17 protein-coding genes and 1 riboswitch are annotated in these 17967 nt (G+C 67.4%); of the genes, 10 read left to right on the top strand and 7 right to left on the bottom strand.

Annotated features, from left to right (window positions below):
• Positions 1-31 precede the first annotated feature (31 nt).
• Positions 32-283, top strand: coding sequence for a hypothetical protein (locus LC039_RS18535; RefSeq protein WP_226627227.1), 252 nt, complete (start codon positions 32-34; stop codon positions 281-283).
• 631 nt (positions 284-914) lie between these two features.
• Here LC039_RS18535 and LC039_RS18530 read toward each other — a convergent pair.
• The 3 genes from LC039_RS18530 to LC039_RS18520 form a co-directional block, all read right to left on the bottom strand.
• The gene (locus LC039_RS18530; protein WP_226627225.1) at positions 915-1709 is read right to left on the bottom strand and encodes an ATP-binding cassette domain-containing protein; all 795 of its coding nucleotides are present in this window, start codon (positions 1707-1709) and stop codon (positions 915-917) included.
• Positions 1706-2776, bottom strand: a complete 1071-nt coding sequence (locus LC039_RS18525; RefSeq protein WP_226627224.1) for an ABC transporter permease — start codon at positions 2774-2776, stop codon at positions 1706-1708. Before LC039_RS18525 ends, LC039_RS18530 begins: the two co-directional genes overlap by 4 nt.
• Before the next feature lie 117 nt (positions 2777-2893).
• A complete protein-coding gene (locus tag LC039_RS18520; protein WP_226627222.1) occupies positions 2894-3910 on the bottom strand; it encodes a sugar ABC transporter substrate-binding protein in 1017 nt (338 codons plus the stop codon).
• A gap of 193 nt (positions 3911-4103) precedes the next feature.
• On the opposite strand from LC039_RS18520, the gene LC039_RS18515 reads away from it, so the two are divergent.
• Positions 4104-5288, top strand: a complete 1185-nt coding sequence (locus LC039_RS18515) for an ROK family transcriptional regulator (protein WP_226627220.1) — start codon at positions 4104-4106, stop codon at positions 5286-5288.
• A 189-nt stretch (positions 5289-5477) separates the two neighbouring features.
• Here the strand turns inward: LC039_RS18515 and LC039_RS18510 are convergent, their stop codons facing one another.
• Positions 5478-5927 (bottom strand): cupin domain-containing protein, encoded by a 450-nt coding sequence (locus tag LC039_RS18510; RefSeq protein ID WP_226627219.1) that lies wholly within the window; start codon positions 5925-5927, stop codon positions 5478-5480.
• Here LC039_RS18510 and LC039_RS18505 point away from each other — a divergent pair.
• From LC039_RS18505 to LC039_RS18475, 7 genes are all read left to right on the top strand, one after another.
• The gene (locus LC039_RS18505; protein WP_226627218.1) at positions 5926-6090 is read left to right on the top strand and encodes a hypothetical protein; all 165 of its coding nucleotides are present in this window, start codon (positions 5926-5928) and stop codon (positions 6088-6090) included. The genes LC039_RS18510 and LC039_RS18505 overlap by 2 nt on opposite strands.
• Before the next feature lie 82 nt (positions 6091-6172).
• On the top strand, positions 6173-7093 hold the full coding sequence (locus LC039_RS18500; protein ID WP_226627216.1) for a LysR substrate-binding domain-containing protein: 921 nt from the start codon (positions 6173-6175) through the stop codon (positions 7091-7093).
• A gap of 67 nt (positions 7094-7160) precedes the next feature.
• Positions 7161-7365: riboswitch (cobalamin riboswitch) on the top strand.
• Positions 7366-7475: 110 nt separating this feature from the next.
• Positions 7476-9317: a TonB-dependent receptor plug domain-containing protein gene (locus tag LC039_RS18495; RefSeq protein ID WP_226627215.1), complete on the top strand. Its 1842-nt coding sequence runs from the start codon at positions 7476-7478 to the stop codon at positions 9315-9317.
• Between the two features lie 80 nt (positions 9318-9397).
• The gene (locus LC039_RS18490) at positions 9398-10159 is read left to right on the top strand and encodes an ABC transporter substrate-binding protein (protein WP_226627213.1); all 762 of its coding nucleotides are present in this window, start codon (positions 9398-9400) and stop codon (positions 10157-10159) included.
• The gene (locus LC039_RS18485) at positions 10156-11139 is read left to right on the top strand and encodes a FecCD family ABC transporter permease (RefSeq protein WP_226627211.1); all 984 of its coding nucleotides are present in this window, start codon (positions 10156-10158) and stop codon (positions 11137-11139) included. Before LC039_RS18490 ends, LC039_RS18485 begins: the two co-directional genes overlap by 4 nt.
• Positions 11136-11873, top strand: coding sequence for an ABC transporter ATP-binding protein (locus LC039_RS18480; RefSeq protein ID WP_226627210.1), 738 nt, complete (start codon positions 11136-11138; stop codon positions 11871-11873). The genes LC039_RS18485 and LC039_RS18480 overlap by 4 nt, the downstream gene beginning before the upstream one ends.
• Before the next feature lie 200 nt (positions 11874-12073).
• On the top strand, positions 12074-12466 hold the full coding sequence (locus LC039_RS18475) for a GFA family protein (protein ID WP_226627208.1): 393 nt from the start codon (positions 12074-12076) through the stop codon (positions 12464-12466).
• Between the two features lie 47 nt (positions 12467-12513).
• Here the strand turns inward: LC039_RS18475 and trpB are convergent, their stop codons facing one another.
• Positions 12514-13734, bottom strand: a complete 1221-nt coding sequence (gene trpB, locus LC039_RS18470; RefSeq protein ID WP_226627207.1) for a tryptophan synthase subunit beta — start codon at positions 13732-13734, stop codon at positions 12514-12516.
• A 410-nt stretch (positions 13735-14144) separates the two neighbouring features.
• Between trpB and LC039_RS18465 the strand changes: the two genes are divergently transcribed.
• The gene (locus LC039_RS18465) at positions 14145-15233 is read left to right on the top strand and encodes a hypothetical protein (protein ID WP_226627205.1); all 1089 of its coding nucleotides are present in this window, start codon (positions 14145-14147) and stop codon (positions 15231-15233) included.
• A gap of 39 nt (positions 15234-15272) precedes the next feature.
• Here the strand turns inward: LC039_RS18465 and LC039_RS18460 are convergent, their stop codons facing one another.
• Both LC039_RS18460 and LC039_RS18455 read right to left on the bottom strand, forming a co-directional pair.
• Complete coding sequence (locus LC039_RS18460) at positions 15273-16085, bottom strand: restriction endonuclease (protein ID WP_226627203.1); 813 nt, start codon at positions 16083-16085, stop codon at positions 15273-15275.
• Positions 16086-16265: 180 nt separating this feature from the next.
• Positions 16266-17930 carry a thiamine pyrophosphate-dependent enzyme gene (locus LC039_RS18455; protein ID WP_226627202.1) on the bottom strand — a complete coding sequence of 555 codons (1665 nt, stop codon included), beginning with the start codon at positions 17928-17930 and terminating at the stop codon, positions 16266-16268.
• Positions 17931-17967: the final 37 nt, after the last annotated feature.

The following is a 17967-nucleotide window of genomic DNA, read 5'->3' as shown; positions in this document are numbered from 1 at the left end:
AAAAATACGAGCACTCTCCCAGGCTCGAAAAATGAGCGTTGCGCCAGGGCGCACGAATGAACTCCCCCTGCGGCGCGAAAGCCGAGCGGGGCGCAAAAAAGAAATCGGCCGCGAGGCCGCGGCTATATCGCTGGAGTCATTTCATCCGAATTCAGCGAACCGGAAAAAATCGAGACGCACCCGAAAACCGGATACAGCCAAATCTTGGGATGCTTCAGAGGCGGCGGTTAAATGTCTGGCCGCGGCAATGATCCAAAATATCAGGTTTAGAATTGAAAACTGAACAAGCACGTACCAAACACCGCGTTGGAGCTTTGAGCTCCCAAGCCCAAAAAACAGGCAGAACGCGTCTGAGCAGTGTTACCATAGCATGCCACTCTTTCAATACATTTTTAACTCTTCGCGAACACATTCGCTCGCAACCATGCAACTCCTGAGAGATTGCACCCGAGCTGCAATACCGGAACCGCATTCACTCTCACTCCCAAGCGGCAGAAATCTATGAAGATTTCAAAAATGAGAATCTTGCAAATCGCGAGCGATTTGTGGGGCTGGACCAAGGTAATCTCAGGTGCTGACGCGCCCAACGCACGCCGAGGTACAAGCCCGCGGAAAGACAGGATTGCATGCGGCACGCAACCAATGGTTTATCAATAAATTGTATCACTCCACCAAAAAGCGTCACAAAAAAGCCGCGCCGGTATAGAAGTACCGCGCAGCAATCAAAGAACCCTCAAATTGCAAAAAAGATTCGAATCCCGGAATCACGCCGAGAATCGCTCACTCCGAAAGATCGCCGGCATTGTGGTGGAGAGTGTCGAAGTCCGATCCTCCAATTCGTGAATATGCGACGAGAGACGAGACAACCCGCGCCGCAAAAATCGCAGCGCGGGCGCGCAGATCTCGGACCAGCCTCAGGCCGGTTCCTCCACCCCCTCAGGCACCGCCGCCCCGGTCATATAGGCGACAGCGTCGGACATGGTGTGCTCCTTGGGATCGATCACGCAGAGCCGCTTGCCGAGACGGTGGATGTGCACCCGGTCGGCGACCTCGAAGACATGAGGCATATTGTGCGAGATCAGGATGATCGGGATGCCCCGGGCCCGCACCTCCTGGATGAGATCGAGCACCCGGCGGCTCTCCTTCACCCCGAGCGCCGCGGTGGGCTCGTCGAGGATCACCACCCGCGAGCCGAACGCCGCCGCCCGCGCCACCGCCACGCCCTGGCGCTGACCGCCGGAGAGCGTCTCGACCGGCTGGTTGATGTTCTGGATCGTCATCAGCCCAAGCTCCGAGAGCTTCTGGCGCGAGAACTCCTCCATCCGCTTGCGGTCGAGCTTGCGGAAGAATTGTCCCATGATCCCCGGCATGCGCAGCTCGCGCCCCATGAACATGTTGTCGGCGATCGACAGCGCCGGGGACATGGCGAGGGTCTGGTAGACGGTCTCGATCCCCTCGCCCCGCGCATCATTGGGCGAGCCGAAGCTGACCGGCTGGCCCTCGAGGAAAATCTCCCCGGCGTTGGGCTGGATGGCGCCGGAGAGCGCCTTGATCAGCGTCGACTTGCCGGCGCCGTTGTCGCCGATCACCGCGAGGATCTCGCCCGGCCTCAGGTCGAAGTCGCAGTGGTCGAGTGCCGTCACCTTGCCGTAGCGCTTGACGAGGCCGCGGGCTTCGAGAACGGGGCTTTCATGCGTGTCCTTGCTCATGCCGTCACCTTTCTGATCCATTGGTCCACGGTCACGGCGGCGATGATCAGCACGCCGATGAGGAGATAGGTCCATTGCGGGTCGGCCCCGGCCATGCGCAGGCCCAGCTCGAAAACCCCGACGATCAGCGCCCCGAAGAAGGCCCCGAGGATCGACCCCCGCCCGCCGAAGAGCGAGATGCCCCCGATCACCACGGCGGTGATCGCCTGGATATTGCCGATGACGCCGGTGGTCGCCGACGGCGAGACCGAGCCGAAGCGGCCGATCATCACCCAGCCCGCAAGGCCGCAGATGAAACCGACTAGCATGTAGACCGACATGATGGTCCTGTGGCGGTCGACACCGGCGAGCTGCGCCGCCTCGGGATCGTCGCCGACGGCGTAGACATGGCGGCCCCAGGCGGTCGAGCGCAGCACGTAGGCCAGCACGAGCACCAGCACCAGCATGAGCACCACGCCGAGCGTGAAGACCGCGCCGCCGACGTTGAACTTGGTGCCGAGGAACTGCAGGAACGGCGCCTGCGCCTCGATGTCCTGGGCGCGGATCGTCTCGTTGGCGGAATAGAGGTAGTTCACCGCCAGCACGATCTGCCACATCCCGAGCGTGACAATGAAGGGCGGCAGCTTCACCTTGCTGACCAGCCAGCCATTGATCGCGCCGATGGCGATGCCGCAGGCCAGGCCGATCGGCACCGCGAGCACCGCGGGTACGCCGTAGCGGAAGGTCACCTGCCCCATGATCACCGAGCAGAGCACCGCCACCGCCCCCACCGACAGGTCGATGCCCGCGGTCAGGATGATCAGCGCCTGCGCCGCCGCCAGCACGCCGACGATCTGCACCTGCTGCAGGATCAGCGTGAGCGCGAAGGGCGAGAAGAATTTCGAACCGAGGATCAGCCCGAAGACCACGCAGGCCGAGAGCAGCACGATCAGCGGCACGATCGCCGGAGTGGTGTGCAAGAGCTCGTGGAAGCGGCCCCAGAGCCCCTTACCGCTGTCCTCGAACTCGGCGAATTTCTCATCGCTCCGGGTTCGGACAACGTCTTCGTACCTGTCCGCTTCGGCCATGTCGCGCCCTCCTCTCGCGTGCGCGGGCGCGGCCCCTCACCGGCCATGACCCGCGCAGGTTGCGGTTGTGCTAGATGGGCCCGCCCCGCTGCGCGGCGCGGGCCCGGAATGCGGGGCTCAGCCCCAGCAGAGGTCCGTGCCCTCTGCCACAGAAATCGAGTCGATGCCTTCGACCGGCTGATCGGTCACTAGGGCCACACCGGTGTCGAAGAAGTTCTTGCCCTCGGTCGCCTCGGGCTTGCTGCCGTCCTTGGCGTAGGCCGCGATCGCCTCCATGCCCTTGGACGCCATCAGCAGCGGGTATTGCTGCGAGGTCGCGCCGATCACCCCGTCGGCGATGTTCTGCACGCCGGGGCAGCCCCCATCGACCGAGACGATGAGCACGTCGTTCTCGCGCCCGATGGCCTTCAGCGCCTCATAGGCGCCTGCGGCGGCGGGCTCGTTGATCGTGTAGACGACGTTGATCATCGGGTCGGTGGCGAGCAGGTTTTCCATCGCCTTGCGCCCACCCTCCTCGTTGCCCTGGGTCACGTCGTGGCCGACGATGCGGCTATCGTCCTCGTCGCCCCACTTGTTGGGGTCGGCGAGGTCGATGCCGAAGCCCTGCATGAAGCCCTGATCGCGCAGCACGCCGACGGTAGGCTGGCTGACGTCCAGGTCGAGGAAGGCCACCCGCGCATCCGCCGCGGCATCGCCAAGCTTGGCCGCGGCCCATTGGCCGATCAGCTCACCCGCCAGGAAGTTGTCAGTGGCAAAGGTCATGTCGGCGGCGTCGATCGGGTCGAGCGGCGTGTCGAGTGCAATCACCAGGATCCCCGCGTCGCGCGCCTGCTGGATCGAGGGCACGATGGCCGAGGTGCTGGAGGCGGTGATCAGGATGCCGTCCACGCCGTTGGCGATGCAGGTCTCCACCGCATTGACCTGGCTCTCGTTGTCGCCGTCCACCTTGCCGGCGTAGGAGTTCAGGGTCATGCCCAGCTCCTCGGCCTTGGCCGATGCGCCCTCGCGCATCTTCACGAAGAACGGGTTGGTGTCCGTCTTGGTGATCAGGCAGGCACTGCCGCCGTCCTGTGCGTAGGCTCCGGCCGTCGATGCGAGCAGCGCAAATGCGCTGACGGAAATCAGCTTCTTCATGGGGTCTCCTCCTCCCTATCGAATTCCGGGGCGGCGCGCGGGCCGCTCCCTGAAACCTCCGTCCTCCAACGGATTGCCCACTGTGATACGGGCGAATCTGACGATGCGTCAATAAATAAATAAAATTGATTTATTAACTGGAGCAGGTAGTCTGTTCCTCGTCAGGACCGGGGACACAGCCGGGGGAAACGCGATGGACATACGGGAAATCGGGCAGGAGATCAGGAAGCTCAGCGACGGCGCCAACCAGCTTGGCGTGCGGGCGCACAACGAGCGGCTCATCCTGTCGATGATACAGCGCCACGGCGCCCTGCCCGGCAGCGACATCGCCAAGCACACCGGGCTTTCGGCGCAGACCGTGTCGAACATCCTGCGCAAGCTCGAGGCCGAGGAGTTCCTGCTGCGTCGCGAACCGACCCGCGGGCGGGTGGGCAAACCCTCGGTGCCGATGGCGCTGAACCCCGACGCCGCGCTCTCCTTCGGGCTGAAGATCGGCCGGCGCTCGGCAGACCTCGTGGTGATGAACCTGATGGGAGAGGTGCTGGGCTCGTCGCAGACCACCTACCCCTACCCGATGCCCGCCGAGATTTTCAGCTACCTCGAGGGCGGCATGGAAGACCTCTCGCGCCGGCTCTCGCCCTACCAGCGCGAGCGGCTCTGCGGCATCGGCATCGCCGCGCCCTCGGAGATCTGGAGCTGGACCGAGGTGCTGGGTGCGCCCATCGATTTCAGCATCTGGGCACAGATCGACGTTCAGGAGGAAGTGGCGAAGATCAGCGAGCTGCCGCTCTTCACCGAGAACGACGGCACCGCCGCCTGCCGCGCCGAGCATGTCTTTGGCCGCGGCCGCGAGTTCGCCGACTACGCGTATTTCTTCATCGGCTCCTTCATCGGCGGTGGCGTGGTTCTGAACTCCAGCGTCACCGTCGGCGCACAGAACAACGCCGGGGCCTTCGGCTCGTTGCGGGTGCCCGCCCCCGGCGGCGGCGAGCTGCCGCTGATCGACGCCGCCTCGCTGCACCCGCTGGAAGCGGCCATCGCGGCGGACGGGCTGGACACCACCGCGCTTTGGACCCAGCCGCAGGACTGGCGCGCCTTCGAGCGGCAGATCGACCCCTGGGTCGCGCGCACCGGCGAGGCCCTGGCCCATGCGATCCGTTCGATCGGCTCGGTGCTGGACTTCGAGGTGGCGCTGATCGACGGCGCCATGCCGGCAGAGGTGCGAAGCCGCGTGGTGGCACGGACCCGGCAGGCGCTGGAGAGACTCGACACGCGCGGCATGCTACCGCCCCGTCCCGAAGAAGCCCGCGTCGGCGCCAATGCCCGCGCGCTCGGCGCGGGCTCTGCGCCGATCTACGCGCAGTATTTCTTCCAGTAGACCCGGGCGCGCACCAACGCCGGCCCGGCCAGGCGGCGACCCCTAGCCAGAAGTCACGATTTGCCGGATGTCACGATTTGCCAAACGTGGCGATTTGAAGGTGTGCGCCGCCCGGGAGAAGGGCAAGAGGCTTGGCGCACACCCCGCGGGGCGGGGTCTGAGGAGGTTCCGCGCCCTCGCACTCCGCGTTTATTCCTCTGCCTTGGCGATATCACAGACGAGCGCCATCGCGGGCGCATCGCTGCGGTTGTAGACCCAGTGCACCGTGTCCTCTTTCTCGGGAAACGTGCCGAGGGCGGCGGCCTCGAAGGTCTGTTCGCCATCGGGCTGGCCTTCGACCCAGGCGCCCTCGATCACCGTCACGATGCCGGGCCGATCGGCGTGCCCGTGCTCGGCGATCTGCCCGCCAGGCGCGATCTCGATCGCGCGCATGCGCATCACGTATCCCGGCAGGCCGATTGTCGCCTCCATCGTCGCGGCCGGCAGCTCGGCCAGCATCTCGACGGAGAGCCCGGCATGTTCGGACGGGCCGGACGTCTGCGCGCCAGCCGGTGCAGCGCTCAGCCACGACATCGCGGCGAACGCGCAGGTGACGAGCGCCCTATTGGCCGCGGTCATATTGCGGAAAGATGTGCGCATGAAAATTCTCCCTGCTTCCAAGTCCTTCATTGAATGGAACCACGGTAGCAGGCCGGGGCCGCGCGGCCGAATGGCCCTTTTTCACGCTTGGCTGAAGCAAATTCAGCCCGGTCGCATCGTCGCCGGATATCGCCTGACCCGCCTTGAACCTGACGCGCCGTGATTTTGGCCCGCGCTGCCGATGTGCTAGAGTGCGCCTTCGCCGCAATGCCACATGGCGCGGCGAAGACCGGGAGCCTGGCCGAATGGCACGAAAACTTCCCCCCTTTGCGGCCGTTCGCGCCTTCGAGGCGGTGGCACGGCATCTGAACGTCAAGGACGCTGCCGAGGAGCTCTGCCTCAGCCCCTCCGCGCTCAGTCACCAGATCCGCGCGCTCGAGGAATATTTCGATACTGCCCTGTTCGAGCGCCGCGGCAACCGGCTTGCGCTTACGCTCACCGGCCGCGGCTACGCCGGCCGGATGACGCAACTGCTCGACACGTTCGACGAGGCCACCCGCGCCGTGCGCGAGGCAGGTCACCGGAGTTTCCGGGTGCTCTCGACGCCGGGCTTCGCGGCACGCTGGCTGGTGCCTCGGCTCGACCGGCTGAGTTTCGGCGAGCGGGTGCGGCTGCGGGTGTCCGACGGCGCGCCCTCGCTGGACTTTGCCGCGAATGACGCCGACGTGGTGATCCAATGGGCCGACGCGCCGGTCCCGGGCGTGGTCACCGACCCGCTGATGAGTTCCGGGCGCTACCCGGTGATCAGCCCGGAGCTGCGCGACCGCGCGAATGTCTGCGAGCCCGAAGACCTTGCCGGCCTGACGCTCATGCACGACGAGACGATGGACGCCTGGGCCAGCTGGTTCGAGGCCGCGGGCGTGACGCCGCCCACCTTCCCGCGCGGGCCGACCTTTCCCAACTGCGAACTGGCCACCACCGCGGCCGAACGCGGACAGGGGGTGGCACTGGCCTATGACGCCGTGGTGCAGGGCACGCTGCGCGAGGGCCGGCTGGTCCGCCTCTTCGACACGGTGGTCATGCCCTTCGTCATCTACTCGATCGCCTATCCCGAGACCCGCGCCCAGGATCCGATGATCCGCGAGTTCTCGGAGTGGATCCATGGTGAGGTCGCCGCCGAAGGCTTCGCGCCCCATCTGCGCAGCGCCCGCCGAGCCGGGCCCTGACCATCCCCGCATCACCTTCCTGCCCGGCCTGACCGTTTCTGATTGTTGCGCGGCGCGCGGCTTGCCGCTATGCCGTCCCTGCTTCGGTTCCGGGCGGCCTGCCGCCCGGTGAATAGGGAATGCGGTGCGGGCCCCGGCCCAACTCCGCGACTGCCCCCGCAACTGTAGGCGGAGAGCGACGCCGGACCCAAGTCACTGCCCTCGCGGGCGGGAAGACCCGGCCAAGCGATGACCCGCGAGTCAGGAGACCTGCCGAAGCCGATCACCCAGTCCCGGCGCGGGGAGCGCCGCGGGCGACGGACCTTCCGTAGAGGTGGCATCACGCTAACCGTCTGCGGAAGAGGACTCCCTTCCGGCGACATACAAGAACGGAGAAGGGACGATGAAGCGACCTGACCTATTCGGCCTGCGGGCCGCGACTGCCCTTACGGCAGCCAGCCTCTGCGGCAGCGCCTTCGCGCAGGACGGCTACGACCTGGGCACGCTCACCCTCAGCGCCAACCGCGGCGAGAGCACCGAGCTTTCGCGCAGTGGCGTGACGGTGGAAGTGGTGACCAAGGACGACCTCGAGCAGAGCGGCGAGACGCTGCTCGCCGACTACCTCACGCGCCTGCCCGGCGTCAGCGTCACCGCCAACGGCGGCATCGGCAGCACCGCCAACCTGCGCGTGCGCGGCCTGCCCAGCAAATACGTCGGCGTCTACATCGACGGCATCGACGTCACCGACACTTCCGGCCCGCAGATCCAGTATGACTTCGGCACGCTGACCACCGCCGACATCAGCCGCATCGAGGTGCTGAAGGGCTCGCAATCGGCGCTCTACGGCTCCGAGGCGATCGGCGGGGTGATCAACATCACCACCAACCGCGCCACCGAAGAGGGGCTGAGCCAGAACGTGGCCGCCGAATACGGCAGCTACAACACCCGCAAGCTGAGCTACAACCTCAGCTATCTCGGCGCGCGCGGCAGCTTCGCCTCGACCCTCAGCTACATCGATACCGACGGCTTCTCGGCAGCGGACGAGGATGACGGCAACCGCGAGGAAGACGGTCACGAGGCCACCCGGCTCAGCTTCTCGGGCGATTACGCACTGACCGAGACGATCACCGTCGGCGGCGCGGCCTTCTGGCAGACGTCGGACAGCGACTACGACGAAGCCGGCCCCATCGACGGCGACACCCATGACGAGCTGTCGGACAGCGAGCAATACGGGGTCCGCGGCTTCGCCCGGCTCGAGACCGGCGCGGTCAGCCACGAGATTTCGGCGCAATACTACCAGATCGACCGCGAGCTCTCGGGCTCGAACGCCTGGGGTCCGTTCGAGTACCCCTACGAAGGCCGGCGCTGGTCGCTCGGCTACCAGGGCCAGGCGGAGCTTTCCGCGGCAACGCTGACCTTCGGCGCCGACGCCACGCGCGAGCGCTACGAGAGCGGCGGCACCGATGGCGACCAGGACACGCTGGGGATCTGGGCACAGGCGGACTGGCACCTGTCCGAAGCCGTCGAGCTGGTGACCGTGCTGCGCCACGACGACCATTCGGACTACGGCGGCAAGACCACCGGCCGCATCTCGCTGGCCTACCTGCCGACCCCGGACCTCACCCTGCGCGCCAGCGTCGGCACCGGCTTCCGTGCGCCCTCGCTCTACGAGCGCTACGACGTCTGGTCGGGCAACAGCGATCTGACGCCGGAGACCTCGGTCAGCTACGAGCTGGGCGTCGAGCAGCGCTTCGGCACCGGCTACGTGGGCGCCACGCTGTTCCGCACCGAGATCACCGACCTGATCGACTACAGCTACGCGACCTACACCTACGACCAGATCGAGGGCACCAGCTGGACCCAGGGCGTGGAGCTGACCGGTGGCGTGGATCTGACCGACCGGCTGGCACTGGCCGGAGCCTACACCTGGACCGACAGCGAGGATGCCCAGACCGGCGACCGCCTGTCGCGCGTGCCGCTGCGCGACCTGTCGCTGTCGCTCGACGCCGAGGTGACCGATGCCTTCCGTGCCGGCCTGACCGTGCAGCACGTCGCCGGGCTCGAGGATGTCTCCGAGTCTCTCGACGACTACACCGTCGCCAACATGAACCTGCGCTACGCCCTGTCCGACCAGGCCGAGCTCTACCTGCGGGTCGAGAACCTCTTCGACGAGGACTACCAGGTGGTGACCGGCTACGGCACCTCGGACCGCGCCGCCTATTTCGGCGTTCGGGCGAGCTTCTGATGCTGCGGCGCGCGCTGGTCCTGCTGTCCCTGCTCGCGGCTCCGGGCCTGTCCCCCGCCGCGGCGCAGGAGGCACCCCCGATGCCAGCGCGCGTCGTTTCCATGAACCTCTGCACCGACCAGCTCGCCATGCTGCTGGCGGCCCCCGGCCAACTGGTCTCGGTCTCGAAACTGGCCCGCGACCCGATGAGTTCGGCGATGGCCACCGAGGCGATGGCCTACCCGGTCAACCACGGGCAGGCCGAGGAGGTCTGGCTGATGCAGCCCGACCTCGTGGTGGTCGGCAGCTACACCGCGCAGGCGGCGGCGCAGATGCTCGAGCGGCTCGGCACGCCGGTGCTGCGGGTGGAGCCGGCCTATGCGCTGGCGGACGTGCCCGCGCGGATCCGCACGCTCGGCGCGGCGATGGGCCGGCAGGCGCAGGCCGAGGCGCTGATCACCGCGTTCGAAACGCGCCTCGCTGCCCTGCGCGAAGAGGTCGCCCGCCGCCCCTCTGCCGCGCTCTATTATGCAAACGGCTATACCACCGGCGACCAAACGCTTGCGGGAGAAATCCTGCTGGCCGCCGGGTTCGAGAATATTGCCGGGGCACGCGGCGGCGGCCAGCTGCCTCTCGAGGCGCTCGCCATGGCCGCGCCAGAGGCGCTGATCACCGCGCGACCCTACCCCGGCGCCTCGCGCTCCGAGGAGGTCCTCATGCATCCCGTGGTCCGCCGCCTGCGCGCCGCACATGCGTCCACCGCCAATACAGGCAACGACTGGATCTGCGGCACACCCTTCGTGCTGCGCGCCATCGAAGACCTCGCGGCCTTCCGCAAAGACATCGAAACGGAGACCGAATGACCCGCGCCCTCGCGCTTCTGCTGCCGCTCGTGCTGGTGCTGGCGGCCCTGTCGCTGTCGCTCGGCCCGGCGGATGTGACGCTGCCCGAAAGCCTGCGCGCGCTGTTCCTCGGCGGCGACGGCCCGCTACCCATGGTGATGCGCGAGATCCGCCTGCCGCGGGTGCTTCTGGCGCTCATGATCGGCGGCACGCTGGGGCTGGCGGGGGCGGCGATGCAGGGCTACCTGCGCAACCCCCTGGCCGAGCCCGGCCTGCTGGGCGTTTCGGCCAGCGCCGCGCTGGGGGCGGTGCTGGCGATCCAGACCGGCCTTTCCGCGGCCTTTGCGATGGCCCTGCCGCTGAGCGCGCTGGCCGGGGCGGTGGTCGCCGTGCTGATCCTCGTCGTGCTCGCCGGGCCGCGCGCCGAGACGCTGACGTTGATCCTCGCCGGGGTGGCGCTCTCGGCGGTGGCGGGCGCGCTGACGCAGCTGGTGCTGAACCTCTCGCCCAATCCCTTCGCCGCCAGCGAGATCGTCTTCTGGATGATGGGATCGCTCGCCGATCGCTCGGTGCTGCACGTCTGGCTGGCGCTGCCCTTCATGGCTCTTGGCGTTCTGCTGCTGGCCGGAGTCGGGCGCGGGCTCGACGCGCTGACGCTGGGCGAGGATGCCGCCGCCTCGATGGGCATCGACCTTTCGCGGTTGCGGCTGCGGGTGGTGCTGGGCACCGCCTGCGTCGTCGGCGCGGGCACGGCGGTCGCCGGGGCGATCGGCTTCGTCGGGCTGGTCGTGCCGCACCTGCTGCGCGGCTCCGTGGGCGGGCGCCCCGGGCCGCTGCTTTGGGTCTCGGCGGCGGGCGGGGCCGCCATGCTGCTGGCGGCGGATATCGCCGTACGGGTGGTCGCCCCGGACCGCGATCTCAAGCTCGGAGTGCTGACCGCACTGGTCGGCGCGCCCTTCTTCCTGCATCTGGTCTGGCGCAGCCGGGGGGAGCGGGCATGAGCCTTTTGTCACTTCAAGACCTCGCCGTAACCCTCCGCGGCCGCGAGGTGTTCTCCGGCATCACCCTGAACATCCACGCGCAGGAAGTGGTCGGCCTGATCGGCCCCAACGGCGCAGGCAAGACCAGCCTGATGCGCGCGGCTCTGGGACTGATCCCCTCGGGCGGCAAAAGCTCCCTGGCCGGGCTCACCCCGCAGCAGCGGGCCAAGGCCGTCGCCTGGATGCCGCAGGCGCGCGAGATTGCCTGGCCGGTGCGGGTCGAGGATCTCGTGGCGCTCGGCCGCCTGCCGCATGGCGATCATGCGCCTGCGCCGGTCGAGGCGGCGATCACCAAGATGGGCCTGGAGGGGCTGCGCAAACGCCGTTCCACCAACCTCTCCGGCGGCGAGCAGGCGCGCGCGCTGCTGGCCCGTGCGCTGGCACAGGAGACGCCGCTGCTGATGGCCGACGAGCCCACCGCGGGGCTTGACCCGGCGCATCAGATCGCCACGATGGAGGTTTTTGGCGCCCTTGCCGCCGAGGGGCACGGCGTGCTGCTCTCGCTGCATGACATCGGCCTCGCGGCGCGGCACTGCACGCGACTGGTGCTGCTGGCCGGGGGGCGGCTGCTGGCGGATGGCCGGCCGGAAGAGGTGCTGACCGACGACCTGCTGGCGCGGGGCTTCGGGATCACCGCCTATCATGCGCAGACCCCCGACGGGCCGGTGTTCCAGCCGATGCACCGAGCGCGCTAGGCGTAGATCGGGACGGGGCCACGCGGCGTCGGGCGCGGCCCGGCGATGCGACCTTCGGGTCAGAGCGCTGCAGGCCTGCCAAGGACATCTGCCTTTTGGCCCTCGTGCTTGCCGCCCGAAAGCGCCGGGCCGAGAGGGCGGGCCTTGTTCCGCGCCGCGCAGAAGATACCTTCTCGATGCAACCAGTCTGGAGCGAGAGGATGGACACCTATCAAGGCGGATGCCTCTGCGGCGCGGTCCGCATCCGGGCGGAGGGGCAGCCCTATCGCACCGGCCTCTGCCACTGCCTCGACTGCCGCAAGCACCACGGCGCGCTGTTCTATGCCGCCGCGATGTTCCCGAAGGCCTCGGTCGTCATTGCCGGCGAGACCCGCAGCTACAGGGGGCGGCATTTCTGCCCGCTCTGCGGCTCATCCGTCTTTGCTGTCGATGGGGACGAGGTGGAGCTGCATTTCGGCACGCTCGATGCACCGGGGCAGCTGATCCCGACCTACGAGAACTGGACGGTCAGGCGCGAGCCCTGGCTGCCGGAGTTTCCGCTCGCCCATCGCTATGCGCGCAACCGCGAGGGCAAGGGGCGTCGTGAAGACTAGAAAACCCGGACGACGCATCGCCCGGGTCTTTCAATGGCTTGCAGCCCTCAGCTGATGTCGACGCCGAGGTGCTTGGCTACGGCGAAGATGTCCTTGTCGCCGCGGCCGCACATGTTCATGACGATGATATGGTCCTTGGGCAGTCCGGGCGCGATCTTCATCACGTGGGCCAGCGCATGGCTGGGCTCCAGCGCTGGAATGATGCCCTCGGTCGAGCAGGACAGCTGGAACGCCTCGAGCGCCTCCTTGTCGGTGATCGCCACGTATTCGGCGCGGCCGGTGTCATGCAGCCAGGCGTGCTCCGGCCCGATGCCCGGGTAGTCGAGACCGGCGGAAATCGAGAATCCCTCGAGGATCTGCCCGTCGTCGTCCTGCAGCAGGTAGGTGCGGTTGCCATGCAGCACGCCGGGGCGACCGCCGGTGAGCGAAGCGCAATGCTCCATCTTCTCGTTGACGCCCTTGCCGCCGGCTTCGACGCCGATGATCTTCACGTCCTTGTCGTCAAGGAACGGGTAGAACAGGCCCATGGCGTTCGAGCCACCGCCGATGGCGGCGATGATCGTGTCGGGCAGACGGCCCTCCTGCTCGAGGATCTGCTCCTTGGTCTCCTTGCCGATGATCGACTGGAAATCGCGAACCATGGCCGGGTACGGGTGCGGGCCAGCCACCGTGCCGATGCAGTAAAAGGTGTCTCGCACGTTGGTCACCCAGTCGCGCAGCGCGTCGTTCATCGCGTCCTTCAGCGTGCCGCGGCCAGAGGTCACCGGGACCACCTCGGCCCCCAGCAGGCGCATGCGGAACACGTTGGGCTGCTGACGCTCGACGTCATGCGCGCCCATGTAGACGACGCACTTCAGGCCGAACTTGGCGCAGACCGTCGCCGTGGCCACGCCGTGCTGGCCGGCACCGGTCTCGGCGATGATGCGGGTCTTGCCCATGCGCTTGGCGAGGATGATCTGGCCCAGCACGTTGTTGATCTTGTGCGCGCCGGTGTGATTCAGCTCGTCGCGCTTGAAGTAGACCTTGGCCCCGCCGAGGTGCTCCGAGAGGCGCTCGGCGTAGTAGAGCGGCGAGGGGCGGCCGACGTAGTGCTTCCACAGCCAGTCCATCTCGTCCCAGAAGATCTGGTCGGTCTTGGCACGTTCGTACTGTTCCTCGAGTTCGAGGATCAGCGGCATCAGCGTCTCGGACACGAAGCGCCCGCCGTAGATGCCGAAACGGCCCTTCTCGTCGGGGCCTGTCATGAAGGAATTGACCAGATCGTCCATCGCGCTTCTCCCGCAGATTTTCCCCCTCTCTAAAGCAAGCCTGCGGCCAATGACCAGAGGTCACACGCGCCGGAACCGCATTTGTCGGCCCCCTGCGCCCAGTGGCGTCGCGACGTTGCGGAGCCGGCCAGCCCCGTCGGCAACGGTGATCTGCAAGAAAGCGGCGGCCTGCCCTCCGCCAAGGCCGCTGCGGCGGGCGCAAGTTGAAAGGGCGTTTCCTCCGCACGCCCCTGCGCGGCGGCGCGCAGGGTCAAGTGACACTTGCCAATACGGCCTGCGCTATCTACGCTTTTCTGGGCGCCGGCCATTTCGCCGATCCAAGCGCCTCAAGAAATTGGGAAAAGTCATTCGCGTTCCCGCCCGGACCTAGCGCGGACCCCGGTGCGACCATTACGATTGGATCCATTTTGATGCGCTTGAAGATTTACTCCGACCCGGCCTTCGCCTCTCCCGCCAACCCCATGCACTGCGCCATGCTGCTGCCGTTTCTCGGCAACGGCGAACAGGCCTTCTGGTCGGCGGGTACCAACGCCTTCGACAAGTACAAGACCAATGGCGCCGGCTATTTCGAGATGACCGACACGATGGCAGAGGCGGATTACGCGGTGCTGCCCAGCACATGGCACCGCTACCTGTCGGACGGCACCACCGAGGTCGCGCTGCGCTTCGCGCAGAAGGCGGCGGAGGCCGGAAAGCAGGTCATCGTCTTCCACGAGCGCGACTACGACTACAAGTTTCCGACCGACAACGCGCTGCTCTTCACCCCGACCATCGAGAAGGACAGGACGCCGAACGAGTTCGGCCTGCCCGCCTGGATTCCCGATCACACCGACGGCCCGGCGCCCCTGCGCGAGAAGCAGGAGCGCCCCTCGGTCAGCTTCTGCGGCCAGGTGCTGAAACCCAAGCTCAAGTCCCGCCTCGTGCAGTTTGCCCGCACCTCGCTGCCGGGGTTCTCCGAGCTGCGCATGTCCGGCTATTCGGCCTCGCTGCGGGAAAACTTCCGCTACAAGTTCCTGCGCGCGCAGGCGATCCAGATCCTGCTCGACCATCCCGGTGTCGACACGAACTTCGTGCTGCGCGGGGATTTCTTTGCCGGGGCCGACCAGAAGGCCACCGCGGACGAGAAGACCGAGGCCCGCAAGACCGCCCTCGGTGACTTCCTGACCAATTTGCACGACAGCGACTACAGCCTCTGCGTGCGCGGCATCGGGAACTATTCGCTGCGCTTCTACGAGATCATGGCCGCGGGACGCCCGATGCTGTTCTTCGACACCGACTGCATCCTGCCCTATGACTTCCTGCTCGACTGGCCCAAGGAGCTTGTCTGGGTGCCGCTCAGCGAACATCGGAACGCCGGGCAGATCCTCGTCGACCACCACGCGGCGCTCAGCCCCGAGCAATTCGCCGACCAGCAGCGCAGAATGCGCGAGATCTGGGAGGAATGGCTCTCGCCAGACGGCTTCTTCCGCAACTTCTACCGGCACTTCGAGCCGCAGTGAGCGCGCGGGCGCGCGGTCGAATGCCTGCGCCTCGGGCTGTCACATGGCCCAGGCCTCGGTGAAACTCTCGACCCCGAACTCGCGGTCGAGGCCGGGCAGGTCGTGCGGGCTGAGCAGCAGCACCCCGGTGGTCGCCGCCAGCCGCTGCGCACTTGGCGTGAACCCGGCCGTGGCCAGCACACCCGCCCCGGCCAGCCCATAGTAGTTCTTGCCGGTAAAGGCTTCCTGGATGGCCTTGTTGCCGACCGGCGAGTTGTAGCGCTTCACCTGCAGGCCGACTACCAGCGCGCCCTTGCGCGCCACGATGTCGATGCCCTGGTCATAGCCACGCTTGGTGACATCCGCGTCCCATCCGAAATGCCGCAGCTGCGCCGCGCACCAATGCTCGAACTCGGTGGGGTCGCTCGGGTAGTCCTCGGCATCGAAACCGCCGTCGCGCGCCTCGCCCTCGATCCGCTCGATCTCGTCCAGCACGTAGTCGACCACCGCGGGCTCGATGCGATGGTAGTCGAACGACAACTCGATGCTCTCGAGGAACTCGAGCACCGTCTCGTGCCGCTCGTCGGCGATCACCCGGTTGTAGTCGTTCTTCTTGACCGCGAGCCGCAGGTTGCGCGAGAGCGCCGGGGCGTGGGCCTGCACGTGCCGGGTCAGCTCCTGCCGCCGGGCGCGCGTCAGCGACAGGCCCAGCCCCTTGAACACCAGCACCAGCACCGTAACGTAGCCGAGGAGCACCAGCGGCAATGCGTGCGTCGTGGCCGTTGCCGCGCCAAGCGCGTAATAGGCATAGCCAAGGCAGAGCAGCGCCGCGAAGGTCACCGTCCCCAAGATCGTCTCGTACTCTTTTTTCATCTGCCGCCGCCTCGGTACGTTGTTTTCCGGCCTCCTACCGCGACCGGAACATTACGGCAACATATGACGTGAGAGTCGGCATCTAAGCGCTTATCACTAAGGGGTGAATCCTCCTGAGGCGCAGCTCCTCCAAGCGCCATGTCCGACGGACCCGGTGGCTGCATCGGGTCCCCCCATGCGTCACTGCTTCGCCGCGAGACCGCCGGCGCGGATCTCGGACAGCGTGCGGTAGGGGGTCAGCGCCTCGGCGGCGATATCAAGCTCGAGCACCGCGCCATGTGGCGCCGCCAGCGCACGTTCGAAGGCCGCGGCGAAATCCTCGGTCCGCGCCACCTGCTCGCCGTGCAGGCCGTAGGCCCGCCCCAGCGCCGCGAAGTCGGGGTTGACGATCGAGGTGCCGCTGACCCGCTCGGGGAACTCGCGCTCCTGGTGGGCGCGGATGGTGCCATAGGTGCCGTTGTTGAGCACCAGCACGATCACCGCCGCCCCTGCCTGACGCGCCGAGGAGAGCTCCTGCCCGTTCATTTGGAAATCGCCGTCGCCCGCGAAGCAGATCACCGTCGACTTGGGCCGCGCCAGCTTGGCCGCGACGGCCGCCGGCACGCCGTAGCCCATGGCGCCGGACTGCGGCGCCAGCAGGCGCATGCCGGGGCGGAAGCGGAAGAAGCGCGTCGGCCAGACCGTGAAGTTGCCCGCGCCGTTGGTCAGCACCACGTCGGTGCCCAGCACCTCGCGCATGTGCTTGCAGACCGCCACCATGTCGACCGGGCCGGGCTGCGCCGGGGCCTTGTTGATGAAGCCCAGGTAGGCGGCTCGCGCCTCGGACCGCCAGGCGGTCCACGGGCCGCTCACCTTGGCCGGAAGCGCCTGCACGAAGCGCCCCGGATCGGCATGCACGCCGAGCGCCGGCTGGTAGACCTTGCCGATCTCGCGGTCGGAGGCATGGACATGGATGATCCTCTGCCTCGGCTGCGGCACCTCGAGCAGCGTATAGCCGTCGGTCATGTTCTCGCCGAAGCGCGTCCCCAGCGCCAGCACCACGTCGGCGTCGCGCAGCAGCGCCTTGACCCCCGCCGTCATGCCCACGCCCGCGTCGCCGCAGAAGCAGGCGCAGGCGCTGTCGACCTGGTCCTGGTAGCGGAAGGAGGTGATGATCGGGATATCGGAGGCCTCGGCAAAGCCCTGCAGCGCCGCGCGCGCGGGTCCGGTCCATTCCGCTCCGCCAAGCACGATCAGCGGCCGCTCGGCCTGCTGAAGCTGCGCCACCGCCTCGGCGACTGCGTCGGCGGCGGGCTCGGCCTCGTAGACCTTCGCCGGGCCGGTGAGCGGCGGCACCTCGGTCTGCGCCATCAGCACGTCCTCGGGCAGCGCCACGACCACCGGGCCAGGACGGCCGGTGGTGGCGGTGATCCAGGCGCGCGAGAGGATCTCGGGGATGCGCTCGACCTGTTCGATCTCGGTCGCCCATTTCGCCATGGTGCCGAAGACCGCGCGGTAGTCGATCTCCTGGAAGGCCTCGCGCTCCTTCATGTCGGTGGCCACCTGCCCGACCAGCAGGATCATCGGCACGCTGTCCTGCATCGCCGTGTGCACGCCGATTGCAGCGTTGGTCGCCCCGGGCCCGCGGGTCACCATGCAGATCCCCGGGCTGCCGGTCAGCTTGCCATGCGCCGCCGCCATGAAGGCCGCACCGCCCTCCTGCCGGCAGAGCACGAAATCGAGCTTGCCGCCGGTGTCGTGCAGCGCGTCGAGCACCGCCAGATAGCTCTCTCCGGGAACACCGAAGGCCCGCGTGGCCCCCAGCGCCATCAGGCTCTCGACCACCAATTGCCCACCGTTGCGCATCTTCTCCTGCTCCCTGCCAGACCGCGTTGCGGAATTT

The sequence above is a fragment of the Alloyangia pacifica genome (genome assembly GCF_020524285.1).
Taxonomy (GTDB): Bacteria; Pseudomonadota; Alphaproteobacteria; order Rhodobacterales; family Rhodobacteraceae; genus Salipiger; species Salipiger pacificus_B.
This window is presented reverse-complemented; position numbering and strand designations above follow the sequence as displayed.

Bases quoted from the DNA above. Each gene is read 5' to 3' on its own strand.
- LC039_RS18460 (WP_226627203.1), bottom strand. From the start codon at position 16,085: ATGAAAAAAGAGTACGAGACGATCTTGGGGACGGTGACCTTCGCGGCG.
- trpB (WP_226627207.1), bottom strand. From the start codon at position 13,734: ATGGACGATCTGGTCAATTCCTTCATGACAGGCCCCGACGAGAAGGGC.
- LC039_RS18475 (WP_226627208.1), top strand. From the start codon at position 12,074: ATGGACACCTATCAAGGCGGATGCCTCTGCGGCGCGGTCCGCATCCGG.
- LC039_RS18510 (WP_226627219.1), bottom strand. From the start codon at position 5,927: ATGCGCACATCTTTCCGCAATATGACCGCGGCCAATAGGGCGCTCGTC.
- LC039_RS18495 (WP_226627215.1), top strand. From the start codon at position 7,476: ATGAAGCGACCTGACCTATTCGGCCTGCGGGCCGCGACTGCCCTTACG.
- LC039_RS18485 (WP_226627211.1), top strand. From the start codon at position 10,156: ATGACCCGCGCCCTCGCGCTTCTGCTGCCGCTCGTGCTGGTGCTGGCG.
- LC039_RS18480 (WP_226627210.1), top strand. From the start codon at position 11,136: ATGAGCCTTTTGTCACTTCAAGACCTCGCCGTAACCCTCCGCGGCCGC.
- LC039_RS18490 (WP_226627213.1), top strand. From the start codon at position 9,398: ATGCCAGCGCGCGTCGTTTCCATGAACCTCTGCACCGACCAGCTCGCC.
- LC039_RS18535 (WP_226627227.1), top strand. From the start codon at position 32: ATGAGCGTTGCGCCAGGGCGCACGAATGAACTCCCCCTGCGGCGCGAA.
- LC039_RS18500 (WP_226627216.1), top strand. From the start codon at position 6,173: ATGGCACGAAAACTTCCCCCCTTTGCGGCCGTTCGCGCCTTCGAGGCG.
- LC039_RS18525 (WP_226627224.1), bottom strand. From the start codon at position 2,776: ATGGCCGAAGCGGACAGGTACGAAGACGTTGTCCGAACCCGGAGCGAT.
- LC039_RS18465 (WP_226627205.1), top strand. From the start codon at position 14,145: ATGCGCTTGAAGATTTACTCCGACCCGGCCTTCGCCTCTCCCGCCAAC.
- LC039_RS18530 (WP_226627225.1), bottom strand. From the start codon at position 1,709: ATGAGCAAGGACACGCATGAAAGCCCCGTTCTCGAAGCCCGCGGCCTC.
- LC039_RS18515 (WP_226627220.1), top strand. From the start codon at position 4,104: ATGGACATACGGGAAATCGGGCAGGAGATCAGGAAGCTCAGCGACGGC.
- LC039_RS18520 (WP_226627222.1), bottom strand. From the start codon at position 3,910: ATGAAGAAGCTGATTTCCGTCAGCGCATTTGCGCTGCTCGCATCGACG.
- LC039_RS18455 (WP_226627202.1), bottom strand. From the start codon at position 17,930: ATGCGCAACGGTGGGCAATTGGTGGTCGAGAGCCTGATGGCGCTGGGG.
- LC039_RS18505 (WP_226627218.1), top strand. From the start codon at position 5,926: ATGAAAATTCTCCCTGCTTCCAAGTCCTTCATTGAATGGAACCACGGT.